The sequence below is a fragment of the Alishewanella jeotgali KCTC 22429 genome (genome assembly GCF_000245735.1).
GTDB lineage: Bacteria > Pseudomonadota > Gammaproteobacteria > Enterobacterales > Alteromonadaceae > Alishewanella > Alishewanella jeotgali.
Window position 1 is genome coordinate 14,134 of the sequence record NZ_AHTH01000036.1, and the last position, 15,981, is coordinate 30,114.

Below are 15,981 nucleotides of genomic sequence, written 5' to 3' on the forward strand. Positions count from 1 at the left end.
TGTCTGCAATTAAGGCAAAGCGGACATTTATTTTTTGAAAATCGGCTGTTCTAAAGTCCAAATTTCCTCATAACTGACTGTCGGGTTGGATTGGAACCTCTCGGCTCAACTGTCAGATCAGATATGAGCCACTACAGCCGGTACGGTCGCGAGGAGGTATTGCAACGCCTGAACTACTGAATTGAGCTCATCCACATCCTGCTGGACGAAATGATTATTGATAGAGCGCTCCATCATCCAGCCAAAGGTGAGGAGAACAGCGGTTATCACAGCGCCAATGGAGACGGTGAGTCTAACGACCAGAGATGGCGGGCGTCTTTTCATGGGCTAGCCTGGCTGTGTCACGTCAAGCATATAACCCATGCCGCGTACGGTATGAATCAGCTTTGGTTCAAAATCATCATCGATCTTCGCGCGCAGCCGCCGGATAGCAACATCGATGACATTGGTGTCACTGTCAAAATTCATGTCCCACACCTGGGAAGCGATCAATGAGCGTGGTAACACTTCTCCTTGGCGCCGCACAAGGAGTTCAAGTAGGGTGAACTCCTTGTTGGTCAAGTTGATACTCACGCCATGTCGCTGTGCGCGACGGCGAGGTATATCCAGCATCAGGTCAGCCACCTGGAGTTGATCCTGAAAAACCGGCGCAGCACCGCGCCGTAACAATGTACGTACTCGTGCCAGCAGCTCCGAAAAGGCAAAAGGCTTGACCAGATAGTCGTCCGCTCCCAATTCCAGACCCTTGACCCGGTCTTCTACACTGTCCCTTGCGGTGAGAAATAACACAGGCGTGATGGAACTGGCCTCTCTCAATGACTGCATAATTCGCCAGCCATCCACATCAGGCAGCATTACATCAAGGACAATCAAGTTATACGAGCCGGTAATCGCCAGGTGGTGACCATCGAGCCCGGTCCGGGCGAGATCTACCACAAAGCCGGATTCCATGAAGCCCTGCCGGATATAATCCCCAGTTTTTACTTCATCTTCTACGATGAGAATCTTCATCGTTCCACTCCGCTCTACAGTTCAGGCCAAGGAAGCCAGTCCATTTCATTGTCGTCAATATCAATTTTATAGTCTGAAATCTGCCCACAACATGACCAGAAAATGACAAATATGTAATGTTGGTGGCCGGAAGCTAGGTTATATCGGTGAGAAAAGCGTTGTTCGCATAACATGACTAAAATGTAATGCTTGCGGGAGCAGCCTGGTCATCTTTAACTAATAAGTTTATGGTATCATGATTCATGTAATCTCCTCCTTTAAGAAGCCGCAAAAAACGCGGCGCAAACTGCCTGCTTATTTGAAAAGGTGCTTATCCATGGGTCACGATAATTCTGAGTCTCATTGTCATCACCATACACCCTCCCACACGGGCTCAGGGCTTACAGACCCGGTCTGCGGCATGGGTGTAACGGCAGACTCTGCCCAGCATGTTGAGCATGCGGGTAAAACTTACTACTTCTGCAGCACCAAATGCATGAATAGATTCCAGCATGACCCTGAGAAGTTTCTTTCACCAACCCCGCCACCTCCCTCGGAAGCGGTCAAAGGCACAATTTATACGTGCCCGATGCATCCGGAAATACGTCAGGACAACCCCGGAACCTGCCCTAAATGCGGCATGGCACTTGAACCCCTGATGCCCAGTCTGGAAGATGACAATCCCGAGCTGGACGATTTTTCCAGGCGATTCTGGTGGACATTGCCTTTTACCGTCATTGTCACGGTGCTTGCCATGTTTGGGCCACAGCTTGGCTGGTTCGAGATGGCGACGCAAACGTGGATAGAGCTTGTACTGTCGCTTCCCGTGGTGCTGTGGGCCGGACAGCCGTTCTTCGTACGGGGTTGGCAATCAGTGGTCAACCGCAGTCCCAACATGTGGACGCTCATCGGCTTGGGTACCGGTGCCGCCTTCGTCTACAGCTCGCTGGCAACCGTAGCTCCCGGTATATTTCCGGAAACATTCATGTCCATGGGGCGTGTGGCGGTTTATTTCGAAGCCGCAGTGGTGATCATTTCCCTTACGCTGTTTGGTCAGGTGCTGGAGCTTCGCGCGCGTTCCCAGACATCCGCTGCCGTCCGGTCATTGCTCGGTCTGGCGCCCAAGACGGCCCGCCGTATCAATGCAGACGGAACAGAAGAAGATGTACCGCTGACGCATGTGCATGAAGGTGATCGTTTACGCGTACGTCCCGGTGAGAAAGTTCCTGTCGATGGCATTGTTGAAGAGGGTGCAAGTTCTCTCGATGAATCCATGTTGACTGGTGAATCGTTACCCATCAGCAAGCGCCCGGGTGACAAGGTCATAGGGGCAACGATGAACACCTCTGGTGCACTTGTGATCCGGGCGGAGAAAGTCGGCTCGGCCACTGTGTTGTCACAAATTGTCCAGTTGGTGGCTCAGGCCCAACGCTCTCGGGCGCCGATGCAACGGATGGCTGATTTGGTGGCGGGTTACTTTGTCATGGCGGTGGTAGCCATCGCCATCCTCACCTTGGTCGTGTGGGGCATGTTCGGCCCGCAGCCAAGCTGGGTCTATGGCCTGATCAATGCGGTCGCTGTTCTGATCATCGCTTGCCCTTGTGCGTTGGGGCTCGCAACGCCCATGTCAGTCATGGTTGCTACCGGACGAGGCGCAACCCAGGGTGTTCTGTTTCGTGATGCAGCAGCAATAGAAAATCTGCGCAAAGTCGATACGCTCATCGTAGACAAGACCGGCACCTTGACAGAAGGCCGACCCGCATTCGATCAGGCTGTTTCCGCTGGCGAGTTGGACGCCGATGAAATCTTGCGCCTGGCTGCCAGCCTCGATCAAGGCAGCGAGCATCCTTTGGCTGACGCTATTGTCAGCGCTGCGCGCGAACGTAATTTGGTGCTCAGCCCAGTGGACGACTTTGACTCGGGTAGCGGCATAGGCGTACGGGGCAAGGTTGAAGGCAAAATACTGCTGTTGGGCAACACTGCGTTCATGCAGCAGGATAACGTCAATGTTGATGGCCTGGCTGCCACCGCTGAGGGATGGAGGATAAAGGGTGCGAGTGTGATGTACCTGGCGGTTGACGGCACACTGGTCGGCCTACTCGCCGTTTCCGACCCCATCAAACAGAGCACCCCTGAAGCGGTACAGGCGCTCAAGGCCGCGGGAATCAGGGTCATCATGGCTACTGGTGACGGTATTTCAACGGCAAAAGCGGTCGCCGAACAACTAGGCATAGACGAAGTTCATGGCGAAGTGAAACCGGCCGACAAGCTGAATCTGGTTGATAAGCTTCAATCAGAAGGTTGCATCGTTGCGATGGCGGGCGACGGCATCAACGATGCCCCGGCACTGGCCAAGGCGAATGTCGGTATCGCTATGGGAACCGGGACGGACGTAGCGATGAACAGTGCGCAAATCACCTTGGTAAAAGGAGACCTGCGGGGTATCTCGATTGCCCGGGACCTGTCAAACAAGACTGTTCTCAATATGAAGCAGAACCTTGGTTTTGCGTTCATTTATAATGCGTTAGGCGTTCCACTGGCTGCTGGCGTCCTGTACCCGTTTGCCGGGTTGCTTCTATCACCCATGTTTGCAGCCCTGGCGATGAGTCTGAGTTCAGCGTCCGTTGTATTCAACTCGCTGCGGCTTCGTGGTTCGGTTTAAGCTGGATACGTCGAGGGGGTAGCGGAAAATGGCGAGTCTCTACTCGCCATTTTTCTTCGGTTTTTCGGGTAAAGGGATTAAATGGTTGATCTTACCTTTGCATGAGAGTGAGACAGACCGGCATCTCATCGGATTATCTGGTTGATGCTTCACCTACTGCTGGTGCATGTTTCCTTCGCTAATTCCAGCAAGAACCCCACACGCCTTAACTTCCCGGTCATCGTTGCAACGCGCTCTTAGTGAAACGAGTTGTTTCTCAAGCGCCTGTAGAGCGGTTATCTGCGAGCGCACATGAGAGATGTGATCATCGAGCAAGGCATTGACAGCGGTACAGGACTGATGAGGGTCGTCCTGATAGCGCTTTAGTTCGTGAATTTCTGCCAGTGACAGATCCAGGATGCGGCAGCGACGAATAAAGGCCAGCCGCTCAACGTGTTTCTCGGTATAGACACGGTAACCGTTCTCCTGCCGACCAGGCGGCGGCAACAAGCCCTGCCGTTCGTAGAAGCGGATCGTCTGTGTATCTACCCCTACTGACTGTGCCAACTGACCAATACGCATCGGGTTCCTCCGCAACGGATTCTCTACGCTATTGACATTATAGCTACTATATAGTTTTAAATGAAAACCCGATCACATTCAAGTGGAGTCATATCATGAGTAAAAACTGCGGAGGCCCCTGTGGCGACCATGCAAGGCCTGCGGCGGATACCGATATGCAGGCCTCCTCCGATGCGTCGGGGGAATGGGTCAGTGTTTATGCCGTGCCGAAGATGGACTGTCCATCAGAAGAGCGCATGATTCGCCTGGCCCTGAACGGCGTTGAGGGGATTCGGGCACTGTCCTTCGACTTGTCGAACCGCCGGTTGAAGGTCGTGCATGACGGTGAGGTCGAGCCCGTCACCTCGAAACTGAAGACCTTGGGGCTAGGCGCCTCGCTTCAGGAAACCGTCGCTGCAAATCCGGAGACCATCAAGGCCGCCGAGTTTTCGGCAGCTTCTGCTAAGCAAGAATCCGGGACCCTGCGCTGGTTGCTCGGCATCAATGCACTTCTGTTCGTGGTGGAAATGACTGCCGGTCTGATCGCCCGGTCCACCGGCCTGATTGGAGAATCCCTGGACAATTTTGCCGATGCGGCGGTGTACGGGCTTGCCCTTTATGCGGTTGGACATAGCGTGAAAATGCAGGTACGTGCCGCGCATCTTGCTGGTGTACTGCAACTGATCTTGGCTGTGGGCGTACTCATAGAGGTGGTGAGACGCTTTGTATTCGGTAGTGAGCCTGAATCGCTGGTGATGATGGCTATCGCATTCGTCGCATTGATTGCCAATACCAGTTGTCTGCTGCTCATATCCAAACATCGGGAGGGCGGGGCGCACATGAAGGCAAGCTGGATATTCTCGGCCAACGACGTGGTGATCAACCTGGGGGTCATCACCGCCGGCGCTCTGGTCGCGTGGACCGGGTCCAATTATCCGGATCTGATTATCGGCACCATCGCGGGGGTAATTGTACTTAACGGTGCTAGACGCATTCTGGCGCTCAAGGATTAAGCAATGTCCATTTTTAGCAAACATCTGTCACCGTACGCTCTGTTGTCCATATCGGGCCTGCTGGCAGCGTCTGATCAGGCCATAAAATGGCTGGTGCAACAATCAATGGCATATGGCGAGTCTATTTCAGTGACCTCATTCTTTAACTGGGTACACGTATGGAATACCGGTGCCGCATTCAGTCTTTTTGCGAATGGTGGAGGCTGGCAGCGCTACTTTTTTATCGGAATCGCGGTAGTGGTCTCGATTTTTCTGATCAAGCTGATCCTTGAAAATCGTCATAAAGGAGAAGCCATCGCTTACAGTCTTATCCTCGGTGGCGCCATGGGCAACCTGATTGACCGGGTCTTTCGCGGCTATGTTGTGGATTCCTTTGATTTCTATTGGCGAGACTGGCATTGGCCGGCCTTCAACCTGGCTGATATTGCAATTGTCCTCGGTGCCTTACTTTTCGTTTCCAGCAGCTTGTTGGGTAAAAAAGCAAACACCAATGCCGAGCCGGATGGATCTGACTGACACCTACGCCTATACAATTCCGCGCCTTCCGGGGTGAAGGCGGCATCGAGCGGAATTTCTTTGCAGCATACGCAGCAGGTGGTGCAACTGGCAGTGTTCGGGGCGTTTGCGTTCATGGTGGTACTCCTCCAGATTGGTAGCGAAGCTCAAAGCTGCCCACTCTCGGCTGGCTGGGAAGCGGTCATGATCTTCCCTTGAAGGCCCGCAGCAGCCGCGTCACAGACAGGACAAACAAGCCGGTCAGCGTGAGGGCTGCAATACCCCAGTGCTCCCCGATGAACGCGCCGGCCGTCGTGCCGGCTAGCACAATGGCGAGAATCGGCAAATGGCAGGGACAGGTGAGCACGGCCAGCGCGCCCCACAAGTAGCCGGTGATCGGTTTGTGCGTCTCAGACGGCAAGTGCTCTGGGCTGTTCATGGCAGACTCTCCGCGTGCTGTGCCGGTTCGGTTGGCATGGCGGCCAGTTGCATTTCGTGGCTGGCCAGGGCCTCGCGCCGACGCTCGACGAGTTGCCGCAACACGGCAAGCTGCGCAGACGCACCGTCACCGTCCGCAGCATCCAGCGCCCGGCACAGCCGCGCCAGTGCGTCCAGGCCGATACCCGCTTCGAAGGCAGCCCGTACAAAGCGCAGCCGTTGCAACGCGGTGTCATCGAACAAGCCGTAGCCGCCCGTGGTGCACGCGACCGGCCGTAGCAATCCGCGCAGCAGGTAGTCGCGCACGATATGCACGCTCACCCCGGCATCAAGGGCCAGCCGGGACACTGTGTAGGCGCTCATTGAACACCTCCTTTTCCTCATCCGGCGCAGCACGAAAGCTGCTTCACGTCCTTGCTGAAGGTCTGCGCCGCGAGCTTCAGCCCTTCGACCATGGTCAGGTAGGGGAACAATTGGTCGGCCAGTTCCTGCACGGTCATACGGTTGCGAATGGCGAGCACCGCCGTCTGGATCAGTTCACCCGCTTCCGGGGCCACCGCTTGCACGCCGATGAGCCGTCCGCTACCTTCCTCGATGACCAGCTTGATGAAGCCGCGTGTGTCGAAGTTGGCAAGCGCACGCGGCACGTTGTCCAAGGTCAAGGTGCGACTGTCGGTCTCGATCCCGTCGTGATGTGCTTCCGCCTCGCTGTAGCCCACGGTGGCGACCTGCGGGTCGGTGAACACCACGGCCGGCATTGCGGTCAGGTCCAGGGCCGCATCGCCGCCAGTCATGTTGATCGCAGCACGGGTGCCGGCCGCTGCCGCCACATAGACGAACTGAGGCTGGTCGGTGCAGTCGCCAGCCGCATAAATGTGTGGCGTACTGGTGCGCATGCCCTTGTCGATGACGATGGCCCCCTGCGCATTGGCAGCGACTCCCGCCGCTTCCAATGCCAGGCTGCGCGTGTTCGGTGCCCTGCCAGTGGCGACCAGCAGCTGGTCGGCGCGTATTTCACCGTACCCGGTGGTCAGCACGAATTCGCCGTCAACATGCGCGACCTGGCTGGCTTGCGTGTGTTCCAATACCTTGATCCCTTCGGCACGGAACGCGGCTGTAACGGCCTCGCCAATGGCAGGGTCCTCGCTCGCAAACAACGTGCGCCGCGCCAGGATCGTGACTTCGCTGCCCAGCCGTGCAAACGCCTGCGCCAGTTCCAGCGCTACTACTGAGGCACCGATTACTGCGAGCCGTTTCGGAATGGTCTCGCTAACCAGCGCTTCGGTGGAAGTCCAATAGGGGGTTTCTGCAAGACCAGGCAACGGCGGAATGGCTGCGCTCGCGCCGGTAGCAATGAGACAGCGGTCAAACGCCACTTCGTGCCAGTCCCCTTCTGCAGCTTCCACGATAAGCGTGTGGCCATCCTTGAAACGGGCGCTGCCTCGTACCAGATTGATTGACGGATTGCTTTCGAGGATGCTTTCATATTTGGCAATTCGCAGCTCGTCCACGCGCGCCTGTTGCTGGACAAGCAAACGGTCACGCGAGACAACAGGCGGCGTCGCAGTGAGCCCCACGTCAAAAGGACTTTCACGGCGCAGATGAGCGATATGGGCTGCCCGAATCATGATCTTGGAGGGAACGCAACCCACGTTGACGCAGGTGCCGCCGATAGTCCCGCGCTCGATCAGCGTGACCCGGGCACCGTTTTCCGCCGCTTTGAGCGCAGCCGCCACAGCGGCTCCGCCGCTACCGATAACCGCCACATGTAACTGACCGGCCAGCTCCTCCACCGCGCGGTCACCGCTCAGCCACTGGGCGGCTCTGCCAAGAAGTCCTGGCCGTTCAGCACTGCGCCTTTTGCTTTCCACTTCGTCTGCAGGCTTAGCACGATAACCAAGTGCCCCCACTGCCGTCACGAGTGCCGATACGTCAAGCCTATTGCCCGTGACCTGCGCCCTGTTCGCCGGATAATCGACAGACGCTCGTATCACGCCGGGAACCGCCAGCAGCGCGTCCTCAACGTGCTTTGTGCAACTTGGGCAAGTCATGCCCGCCACGCTCAGACCAACTTCGTTTAATTCTTGCATTTTGCTCTCTCTTTCATCCGTTATGCCCAAGCCGACTCGTACAACGCCTCGGTAACTGGATCAGTTTTTCGCATCAGCGAACAGGCTCCGTACGTCATTTACAGGTTGTGCACGGAATGACTGACAGTAGAATCGCCAGAACAACATCTCTATCTGGCTCTGGCGACGCCGCCGTCATTTGATGCCTTATTTCTTCAGTTCAGAAGGGTAGCCCACGTCCGTCGTCGCCTTGATCAACTCATGCACACTGGTCTTGGTATCATCGAAGGTGACAACCGCTTCGCGTGGTTCGAAGGTAACGTCAACTTTATCAACGCCTTCAATCCTGGAAATCGCCATTTTGACGGTGATCGGGCAAGTCGCGCAGGACATTCCGGGAACGGACAACGTGACCGTCTGCGTGGCGGCCCAGGCAGGGACAGCGAAGGTAGCGGCAAGGGCAAGAGCGGTAAGCAGTTTTTTCATGATTTTTCCTCAATTAGTAGAACAGGGGCATTACATACGGGAACGTTAGTGCAACGACAACTAGCGCAGCCACAATCCAAAAGATGACTTTGTACGACGTCTTGGCTTGTGGGGCAGCGCATACATCGCCAGGCTCGCATGCTTGCGTAGTCCGGAAGATGCGGCGGTAGGCAAAGAACATTGCTATCAATGCCGCACCGAGAAAGATGGGGCGGTAAGGTTCCAATGCCGCCAAGTTACTCATCCAAGCGCCGCTGAATCCCAAGGCGATCAAAACCAGCGGCCCCAGGCAGCAGGCCGACGCAAGAATGGCGGCCAGCCCACCGGCGAAGAGCGCGCCGCGCCCGTTTTGTGGTTCAGACTTTTGTGGTTCAGACTTTTGTGGTTCAGACATACGCTTGTCCTTTCAAATTTGGTTTGGATAGCTTAAGCTTACTTCCGTAGTTATGTACGGAGTCAAGCGATATGCAAATTAATTTTGAGAATCTGACCATTGGCGTTTTTGCCAAGGCGGCCGGGGTCAATGTGGAGACCATCCGGTTCTACCAGCGCAAGGGCCTGCTGCCGGAGCCAGACAAGCCCTATGGCAGCATTCGCCGCTATGGCGAGGCGGATGTAACACGAGTGCGGTTCGTGAAATCGGCCCAGCGGCTGGGCTTTAGCCTGGACGAAATCGCCGAGCTACTGCGGCTGGAGGATGGCACCCATTGCGAGGAAGCCAGCGGCCTGGCCGAGCACAAGCTCAAGGATGTGCGCGAGAAGATGGCCGACTTGGCACGCATGGAGGCCGTGCTGTCTGAACTGGTGTGCGCCTGCCATGCGCGGAAAGGGAACGTTTCCTGCCCGCTGATTGCGTCACTGCAAGACGGAACGAAGCTCGCTGCATCGGCGCGGGGGAGTCACGGGGTGACTACGCCTTAGCGTGCTTTATTTTCCGAATTCTGAGACGACCCCTACCTGAACAAGCGCTACCGCTGCATTCTGACCAACATTGAGGAGCGAACCCTGCTCGACCTGCTGGCCACCCGCCGCCAGGACGTGGTGACCAACTACCTGATGAAGCTGAAAGACCGGCAGAAGGTCGAGATCGTCAGCATGGACATGTGGAACCCCTACCGGGCAGCGGTCAAGGCTGTGCTGCCCCAGGCCCGTATCGTGGTCGATAAGTTCCATGTGGTGCGCATGGCCAACGATGCCCTAGAGAGAGTGCGCAAGGGCCTCAGAAAGGAGCTGAAACCGTCCCAGAGCCGGACTCTCAAGGGAGACCGGAAAATCCTGCTGAAACGCGCTCACGAAGTCTCAGACCGGGAGCGCCTCATCATGGAGACCTGGACAGGCGCGTTCCCGCAACTGCTGGCCGCCTACGAGCACAAGGAGCGCTTCTACGGCATCTGGGACGCCACCACACGGCTCCAGGCAGAAGCCGCCCTGGACGAGTGGATAGCCACCATCCCGAAGGGCCAAAAGGAAGTCTGGAGCGATCTGGTCAGGGCAGTGGGAAACTGGCGCGAAGAGACCATGACCTACTTCGAGACGGACATGCCCGTCACCAACGCTTACACGGAGTCCATCAACCGACTGGCCAAGGACAAGAACCGTGAAGGGCGCGGTTACTCCTTCGAGGTGATGCGGGCACGAATGCTCTACACCACGAAGCACAAGAAGAAGGCACCGACTGCGAAGGTCTCTCCTTTCTACAAGAAAACCATCGGTTACGGACTGCCGGACTTCGCAGAGGAACTCAACTACGGAGTCGATCTATCAACCATCTGAGGGTGGTATCAGATTGATGGGGTGAAGGTGCCCCATCAACCATTAAATCCGTATACCCCATTTTTTTAAGCGCCTATTATTGGCTACTGCATCGAAGCATCGCTGATGTGGGCGTAGACGCTGGCGCTGCCATCTTTGTTTAGCAGCAGAATGTCGTACGGCATAAAGCGGTCTTCGACCTCCATGCCCGGTGAGCCGAGCGGCATCGCCGGTACACTCAGGCCAATCGCATCCGGATGCGACTCAGCGAGGAATTGCCGGATGTATTTAGCAGGGATATGGCCTTCAAAAGCATAGCCCTGCTCCGATACGGCGGTGTGACAGGAATAATACTGTGGTGAGATACCGTAGCGGGCTTTAATGCCACTTAAATCATCATAATTTTTCGTGTATGCAACCACTCCCTGCTGTTCAAGGTGCAATACCCACTTTTTACAGCAACCACAGCTTGGCGTTTTGTATACCGTGAGGGTTAGTGCTGCCGCATTGCCAGCACTGTCGGACAAAGCTGTAGTTTCCGGTTTAGCCGGGCCGGCGTCTTTACAACCAGCCAATAGCGCAGTGGCTGCCAGCATTGCCGCTATCAGAGTTAACTTCATAGTGCTCTCCCGCTGTTGCCTTAGTGCGACCAGTGCACATGCACGATCTTCCAACCGTCGTCGTTATCTACCAGCACCAGCGTTTCTTTACTGATAACGTCAACCGGCTTGCCTTTATAGTCGCCAGTCAGTTGGCTGCGGCTAACCGAATAGGCCACCTTGCCCAGCACCTTGGTCTGATGTTCCAGCGCCTCTACCTGTACCGCCGCCATAAATTTCATATCGGCCAGCATATGGTGACTGGCATACTCATCTGCCGAGCGCTCTACGCCATTACCTTCGACAATCAGTACGTCATCTGCCAGCATGGCGCGGGCAGCATTGGCATCACCAGCGCGTAACGCCTGATGAAACGCTTTTACCGCCTGAGCGGCAGCGGTGCTTTCGCCGACAAACAAGGCCGGGGCGGCATGCTTTTCATTGCCGTGCGCCTGCACACTAACGGGGCATAGCAACGCCAGGCCCAGGCTGATGGCAGACAAGGTTTGAACTTTATTGCGAAACATATTAGGTATCCTGTTGTAATTATTAGAATAAAGCAGGCTTAATGTGCTAAGCCCACCACAGTGGTAAAGCTGCTGCTGGTTGCCAGAACCAATAGCGCCAACAGCATTTCGATAAAAATAGACCGTGCCAGCAAGCGGCTGTTCTGATGCTTCGCCAGCGCGTTGACCAGCTTAAATTTATGCCAGGCGGCCAGCAGTAACATTGCCGCGACCAACATCAGCTTAAACAGCAGCAAACGGCCATAATCGGTTACAAACAACTGGCTAAGTGGGTCAAGCAGTTGCAGTAAGATCAACACGCCACAGCTGATAAGCAATACCAGCAGATAAAGCGCAACCTGACCGAACTGCTGCATCAGCGCCAGCAGCCTGTCTGGTGCCAAGCGGTAACAGCTTTGCCACAGCGGCAGCAAGGAGCCTACCCAGGCCGCTATTGCCAGCACATGCAGCGTCAGTAACAGCTGCCACAGGCCTGCCAAACTGGCCACATGGCCGGTTTGGCTGAAACTGCCGGCCAGCAAAAACGCAGCCAGGCTAACAAGCGCAATGCTCACCGTGTTGCCGCTGTGTTTAACGCGCCGGGCCCAAAGCCACAGCGCTGCATAACCGCATAACCATAAAAGCAGCTGGGTGCGCATTGCCGATTGCCAAACCATCTGTAGCATCAGCCTGTCGGCCATGCCAGCTACGCCTGTTTCGGCCAGCGCACCAGCCTGCAGCGGCAGATACAGTAACGCCAGCACCATACCTGCGGCCGACCACCCCAGTACAAGGCGTTTTAACCACAGCCGAAAGGCAAGGCTATCAGACTGTGGCTGAGCCAGCGCCGGCAACTGCAGCAAAAACGCCGCACCAATACTGCCGCTAACCGCTAAATAACTCAGCAGCTTGTGGGCGAATAAGGCTAATACCCAGGTATCGCTAAACATCGCCAATCTCAAGCCATCTAGTGCTGATGCGCGTGCGCGCTATCAGCTTTCACCCCGGCATCAGCGCCGGCGTGGAGCATAAAACTGAAATCACCTTTCATTTTATGACCGTCTTCGCCCAAACCTACCCAGTTAACCTGATAACTACCGATCTCCAGCACTGGCAACGGCCAGCTAAACTGCGTGGCGACAGCGGTGGGCGTAAAGCCAAAATCGACAGTGTTACCGTTATCGTGCAACAGCGTGACTTTCGTCAGCCGGATCGGGCCACTAAAGCTGATACTGAGTACATCCGGTGCCTGCATTAGCATGGCGTTATCCGCCGGCACCGAGCCGCTTTGTTTAACATGCGCCAGCACAGGCCCGGCAAACGCCAAACAGAGCAGAGTAAGCAGCGGGATTAATTTTTTCATGTTGATCACCTTATTTATTAAAACCCTGATCTATTAAAACCAGAAACGCACACCGGCAACCCAGGATGTTTCTGCTGTCGATGCATCCTGCAGGCGGGCAAAATCTGCCGTGTTACCATATTTGTTATGCCACTCTACCCCGACATAGGGTGCGAACTGGCGGGAGAATTCATAGCGCAGCCGAAGCCCTGCCCCCAGTGAAGACAGGCCTTTACCCAGCTGATTGACCTCATCGTCTTTGCCATAGGCTGTCAGCTCCGCCCGGGCCTGCAGGATCAGGCGCTGCGTTAACAGCAGCTCATATTCCGCTTCGGCACTTAGCGCAGTGCGCCCACCACTGCCCAGATAAGCCGTGACATCCACTTCAAACCAGTACGGCGCTAAACCCTGCACACCCAATGCTAACCACTGCCGGTTGGTGCCATCGGCAACCTGATCCAGGCGCAGCCCAAGCTGACCATCCCAATAGGCTGCTATCGCGTGGCTCCATAACAGCTCGGTGCTGCTCTCTTCCAGCTTGCCGTCACTGACTTCAGCTTCGGTTTTCAGCACCAACCGATCATAGGTCGTACCATACCAGGCTTGCAGCTCCAGTTCGCCAGCTTCACTGTCGGCATTGTATTCCAGCCGATCGCCCAGCACGGACCACTGTGGATGTTCAACGCCGTGCTTTAAATGGCGTGAATCGGCCATGCCATAGGGCCCGTCAGTCAGGGTGTAGCCGTTGGAGTAGGCATGTGGATCGCGGGCATTAGCCGGCGCCTTACCGCCTTGCATCTGCATATCGGCATGGTTCATCGTGCTGTGATCCATACTGCTGTGATCCACGGCCTGCTCAGCATGGGTCATTTCATTATGGTTCATCTCGGTATGATCCATTTTGCTATGGTCCACTTCGCTGTGGTCCACCTGGCTATGGTCTACGGCCTGCTCAGCGTGGCCCATTTTACTGTGGTCCATGCCGCTATGATCCATCTGACTGTGATCCATGTCACTAGGGTTCGTCTGGCTATGGTTAACCGCCTGCTCAGCGTGGTTCATCTTGCTATGATCCATTTTGCCGTGGTCCATTTTGCTGTGGTCCATGCCACTGTGCGTTGGTACCGGCGGTTTCTCAGTGGCGTTCTGCGCTGCCACGCCAGGGCTGAGCGCCACAGTACAGGCCAGCGCCAGCAGCGACAAGGTTAGCGTTACGTTGGCTGTTTTCATGACACCACCACTTCTCTGAACATACCCGCATCCATATGGAACAATAAATGACAATGCCAGGCCCAGCGCCCAACATCATGCGGCGTGGTTAAAAAGCTGATGCGCTGCGCCGGTTGCACCGGAATGGTATGGCGGCGTACCTGTACGGCACCGTTGTCACTTTCCAGATCACTCCACATACCGTGCAAATGCATCGGGTGGGTCATCATGGTGTCGTTTTGCAAGATCACCCGGATACGCTGATTGTGCTTCATATGCACCGGTGTGCTTTTACTGAACTCTAAACCATCGAATGACCAGGTGTAGCGCTCCATATTGCCGGTCAGATGCAGCTCAATTTCCGCCTCCGGACCGCCCGGCTCAATAATACCGTCCAGCGAATGTAAATCGGCCAGGGTCAGCGCGCGCCGCCCGGTATTGCGCAAACCAATGCCCGGATCGTCCAGGTTGGTTCTTGGCATATCCACCCGCATATCCACCGACGGGCCATACTCGGTGCTGGCATGACGCACAGTTGAACTGGCTTTGGCATAAGGCACCGCCGGGCCATGCTGACTGTGATCGATAGCCATAGCACCATGCTGGCTATGATCTTCCGCGCCATTGCCGTGCGCCATCGCGCTGTGGCCGTGGCTGTGGCGGTCGCTTGCGCCATGATTCATATTACCCATCATGTCAGCCATCGTCAGCCACTCCACCGGATCCAGTGCCGGCACCGGGGCGTGCAAGCCCTCGGCCACGGCCAGGGTACCGCGGGCATAGCCACTGCGGTCCATACTCTGGGCGAAAATGGTGTATGCATCCGCTTGTGGCGACACGATAACATCATAGGTTTCGCCCGGGCCAAAGCGGAATTCATCCACCGTCACCGGGTGCACATTCTGGCCGTCAGCCTGCACCACGGTCATTTTCAGCTCGGGAATACGCACATCAAAAAAGCTGTTGCTGGAGCCATTGATAAACCGCAGCCGCACGCGCTCACCGCGCTTAAATAAACCGCGCCAGTTGGCTAGCGGTGTGCTGCCATTCATTAAGAAGGTTAAGACAGCGGCTGACAAATCCGCTAAATCGGTTGGATTCATGCGCATTTGCTGCCACATCTGCCGTTTTGCCAGCGCCGCGTCCAGCCCTCTGTCAGTGATATCGCGCAGCATGTCCTGCACTGTTGGCTGATTAAAATTGTACAAATCACTTTGCACTTTTAATTTGCGAAACACCGTATGTGGATCTTCATCGGTCCAGTCTGACAGCTGCACCACATATTCGCGATCGGCGGCAATTACATCCTGCGCTTTGGGTTCAATGATCAGCGCGCCATACATGCCGGTCATTTCCTGAAAGCCACTGTGCGAGTGATACCAGTACGTGCCGCTTTGCTTTAACGTAAAACGATAGACAAAGGTTTCGCCGGGCATAATGCCTCTGAAGCTCATGCCGGGTACGCCGTCCATCTGGTAGGGTAAAATAATACCGTGCCAGTGAATTGAGCTGGGCACCGACAAGGTATTGGTTACCCGTATGGTGACCTCATCGCCTTCGCGCAAGCGTAAGGTCGGTGCCGGTATCGAACCATTGATGGTGGTGGCTTTACGGACCACGCCGGTAAAATTTACCAGCGCTTCGCCGATGGTTAAATCAATCACGTTACCGCTGAGCTCAGTGGCATAGCCGGTAAAGGCATTATCTTTAAAGGCGCTACCCGCCCTGACGATATGCGGAAAAGTGGCCAGCACGCCGCCCACCGCCAGCCCCTGCACAAACCGGCGCCGTGAAACCGATACCGGCATCATGGTGTTAGTCTTTATCATCTGCAACCTCCAATACTCTCTATATGCGTAGCAGTGTAGAGGACGAAACTG

At 55.7% G+C, this 15,981-nt stretch carries 18 protein-coding genes and 2 pseudogenes; 5 read left to right on the top strand and 15 right to left on the bottom strand.

The features are described 5' to 3' along the window. Positions 1-117 precede the first annotated feature (117 nt). Together AJE_RS10555 and AJE_RS10560 are read right to left on the bottom strand one after the other, a co-directional pair. Complete coding sequence (locus tag AJE_RS10555; protein ID WP_008950830.1) at positions 118-324, bottom strand: hypothetical protein; 207 nt, start codon at positions 322-324, stop codon at positions 118-120. A 3-nt stretch (positions 325-327) separates the two neighbouring features. Further along, positions 328-1,011, bottom strand: a complete 684-nt coding sequence (locus AJE_RS10560; RefSeq protein WP_008950831.1) for a heavy metal response regulator transcription factor — start codon at positions 1,009-1,011, stop codon at positions 328-330. A 316-nt stretch (positions 1,012-1,327) separates the two neighbouring features. Here AJE_RS10560 and AJE_RS10565 point away from each other — a divergent pair, with 316 nt between their 5' ends. After that, a complete protein-coding gene (locus tag AJE_RS10565) occupies positions 1,328-3,652 on the top strand; it encodes a heavy metal translocating P-type ATPase (protein ID WP_082628927.1) in 2,325 nt (774 codons plus the stop codon). 153 nt (positions 3,653-3,805) lie between these two features. On the opposite strand, the gene cadR is transcribed toward AJE_RS10565, so the two are convergent. Next, on the bottom strand, positions 3,806-4,213 hold the full coding sequence (cadR, locus tag AJE_RS10570) for a Cd(II)/Pb(II)-responsive transcriptional regulator (RefSeq protein WP_001219640.1): 408 nt from the start codon (positions 4,211-4,213) through the stop codon (positions 3,806-3,808). A gap of 95 nt (positions 4,214-4,308) precedes the next feature. Between cadR and AJE_RS10575 the strand changes: the two genes are divergently transcribed. Both AJE_RS10575 and lspA read left to right on the top strand, forming a co-directional pair. Next, positions 4,309-5,205, top strand: a complete 897-nt coding sequence (locus tag AJE_RS10575; RefSeq protein ID WP_004781121.1) for a cation efflux transmembrane domain-containing protein — start codon at positions 4,309-4,311, stop codon at positions 5,203-5,205. A 3-nt stretch (positions 5,206-5,208) separates the two neighbouring features. Next, entirely contained in the window at positions 5,209-5,721 is a 513-nt protein-coding gene (gene lspA / locus AJE_RS10580) for a signal peptidase II (protein ID WP_008950833.1), read from the top strand. An 11-nt stretch (positions 5,722-5,732) separates the two neighbouring features. Here lspA and AJE_RS18220 read toward each other — a convergent pair. From AJE_RS18220 to merT, 6 genes and pseudogenes are all read right to left on the bottom strand, one after another. Next, a pseudogene (locus AJE_RS18220) lies at positions 5,733-5,837 on the bottom strand (DUF3330 domain-containing protein); the annotation flags it as partial. Between the two features lie 65 nt (positions 5,838-5,902). After that, on the bottom strand, positions 5,903-6,139 hold the full coding sequence (merE, locus tag AJE_RS10585; protein WP_001087807.1) for a broad-spectrum mercury transporter MerE: 237 nt from the start codon (positions 6,137-6,139) through the stop codon (positions 5,903-5,905). Next, positions 6,136-6,501, bottom strand: a complete 366-nt coding sequence (gene merD / locus AJE_RS10590) for a mercury resistance co-regulator MerD (protein WP_008950834.1) — start codon at positions 6,499-6,501, stop codon at positions 6,136-6,138. The genes merE and merD overlap by 4 nt, the downstream gene beginning before the upstream one ends. A gap of 17 nt (positions 6,502-6,518) precedes the next feature. Continuing rightward, a complete protein-coding gene (gene merA / locus AJE_RS10595; protein ID WP_001157002.1) occupies positions 6,519-8,228 on the bottom strand; it encodes a mercury(II) reductase in 1,710 nt (569 codons plus the stop codon). 186 nt (positions 8,229-8,414) lie between these two features. Then, positions 8,415-8,693: a mercury resistance system periplasmic binding protein MerP gene (merP, locus tag AJE_RS10600; protein ID WP_008950835.1), complete on the bottom strand. Its 279-nt coding sequence runs from the start codon at positions 8,691-8,693 to the stop codon at positions 8,415-8,417. Positions 8,694-8,706: 13 nt separating this feature from the next. Continuing rightward, the gene (merT, locus tag AJE_RS10605; RefSeq protein WP_001294655.1) at positions 8,707-9,087 is read right to left on the bottom strand and encodes a mercuric ion transporter MerT; all 381 of its coding nucleotides are present in this window, start codon (positions 9,085-9,087) and stop codon (positions 8,707-8,709) included. A gap of 71 nt (positions 9,088-9,158) precedes the next feature. Between merT and merR the strand changes: the two genes are divergently transcribed. After that, positions 9,159-9,614: an Hg(II)-responsive transcriptional regulator gene (gene merR, locus AJE_RS10610; RefSeq protein WP_001166628.1), complete on the top strand. Its 456-nt coding sequence runs from the start codon at positions 9,159-9,161 to the stop codon at positions 9,612-9,614. 24 nt (positions 9,615-9,638) lie between these two features. After that, positions 9,639-10,466 (top strand): annotated as a pseudogene (locus AJE_RS10615) (ISL3-like element ISPst2 family transposase); the annotation flags it as partial. 83 nt (positions 10,467-10,549) lie between these two features. On the opposite strand, the gene AJE_RS10620 reads toward AJE_RS10615, so the two are convergent. The 6 genes from AJE_RS10620 to AJE_RS10645 form a co-directional block, all read right to left on the bottom strand. Next, positions 10,550-11,065 (bottom strand): DUF411 domain-containing protein, encoded by a 516-nt coding sequence (locus AJE_RS10620; protein WP_008950836.1) that lies wholly within the window; start codon positions 11,063-11,065, stop codon positions 10,550-10,552. 20 nt (positions 11,066-11,085) lie between these two features. After that, positions 11,086-11,571, bottom strand: coding sequence for a YybH family protein (locus AJE_RS10625; protein ID WP_008950837.1), 486 nt, complete (start codon positions 11,569-11,571; stop codon positions 11,086-11,088). Positions 11,572-11,609: 38 nt separating this feature from the next. After that, positions 11,610-12,500, bottom strand: a complete 891-nt coding sequence (locus AJE_RS10630; RefSeq protein WP_008950838.1) for a CopD family protein — start codon at positions 12,498-12,500, stop codon at positions 11,610-11,612. A gap of 17 nt (positions 12,501-12,517) precedes the next feature. After that, entirely contained in the window at positions 12,518-12,913 is a 396-nt protein-coding gene (locus tag AJE_RS10635) for a copper resistance CopC family protein (protein ID WP_008224208.1), read from the bottom strand. 33 nt (positions 12,914-12,946) lie between these two features. Beyond that, positions 12,947-13,762: a copper resistance protein B gene (locus AJE_RS10640; protein WP_420167174.1), complete on the bottom strand. Its 816-nt coding sequence runs from the start codon at positions 13,760-13,762 to the stop codon at positions 12,947-12,949. A gap of 356 nt (positions 13,763-14,118) precedes the next feature. Then, complete coding sequence (locus AJE_RS10645) at positions 14,119-15,930, bottom strand: copper resistance system multicopper oxidase (RefSeq protein WP_272941540.1); 1,812 nt, start codon at positions 15,928-15,930, stop codon at positions 14,119-14,121. Between the last annotated feature and the right edge of the window lie 51 nt (positions 15,931-15,981).

Coding starts and splice junctions, on each gene's coding strand:
- AJE_RS10555 (WP_008950830.1), bottom strand. CDS start 324: ATGAAAAGACGCCCGCCATCTCTGGTCGTTAGACTCACCGTCTCCATT.
- AJE_RS10560 (WP_008950831.1), bottom strand. CDS start 1,011: ATGAAGATTCTCATCGTAGAAGATGAAGTAAAAACTGGGGATTATATC.
- AJE_RS10565 (WP_082628927.1), top strand. CDS start 1,328: ATGGGTCACGATAATTCTGAGTCTCATTGTCATCACCATACACCCTCC.
- cadR (WP_001219640.1), bottom strand. CDS start 4,213: ATGCGTATTGGTCAGTTGGCACAGTCAGTAGGGGTAGATACACAGACG.
- AJE_RS10575 (WP_004781121.1), top strand. CDS start 4,309: ATGAGTAAAAACTGCGGAGGCCCCTGTGGCGACCATGCAAGGCCTGCG.
- lspA (WP_008950833.1), top strand. CDS start 5,209: ATGTCCATTTTTAGCAAACATCTGTCACCGTACGCTCTGTTGTCCATA.
- merE (WP_001087807.1), bottom strand. CDS start 6,139: ATGAACAGCCCAGAGCACTTGCCGTCTGAGACGCACAAACCGATCACC.
- merD (WP_008950834.1), bottom strand. CDS start 6,501: ATGAGCGCCTACACAGTGTCCCGGCTGGCCCTTGATGCCGGGGTGAGC.
- merA (WP_001157002.1), bottom strand. CDS start 8,228: ATGCAAGAATTAAACGAAGTTGGTCTGAGCGTGGCGGGCATGACTTGC.
- merP (WP_008950835.1), bottom strand. CDS start 8,693: ATGAAAAAACTGCTTACCGCTCTTGCCCTTGCCGCTACCTTCGCTGTC.
- merT (WP_001294655.1), bottom strand. CDS start 9,087: ATGTCTGAACCACAAAAGTCTGAACCACAAAAGTCTGAACCACAAAAC.
- merR (WP_001166628.1), top strand. CDS start 9,159: ATGCAAATTAATTTTGAGAATCTGACCATTGGCGTTTTTGCCAAGGCG.
- AJE_RS10620 (WP_008950836.1), bottom strand. CDS start 11,065: ATGAAGTTAACTCTGATAGCGGCAATGCTGGCAGCCACTGCGCTATTG.
- AJE_RS10625 (WP_008950837.1), bottom strand. CDS start 11,571: ATGTTTCGCAATAAAGTTCAAACCTTGTCTGCCATCAGCCTGGGCCTG.
- AJE_RS10630 (WP_008950838.1), bottom strand. CDS start 12,500: ATGTTTAGCGATACCTGGGTATTAGCCTTATTCGCCCACAAGCTGCTG.
- AJE_RS10635 (WP_008224208.1), bottom strand. CDS start 12,913: ATGAAAAAATTAATCCCGCTGCTTACTCTGCTCTGTTTGGCGTTTGCC.
- AJE_RS10640 (WP_420167174.1), bottom strand. CDS start 13,762: ATGACCCATGCTGAGCAGGCCGTGGATCACAGCAGTATGGATCACAGC.
- AJE_RS10645 (WP_272941540.1), bottom strand. CDS start 15,930: ATGATAAAGACTAACACCATGATGCCGGTATCGGTTTCACGGCGCCGG.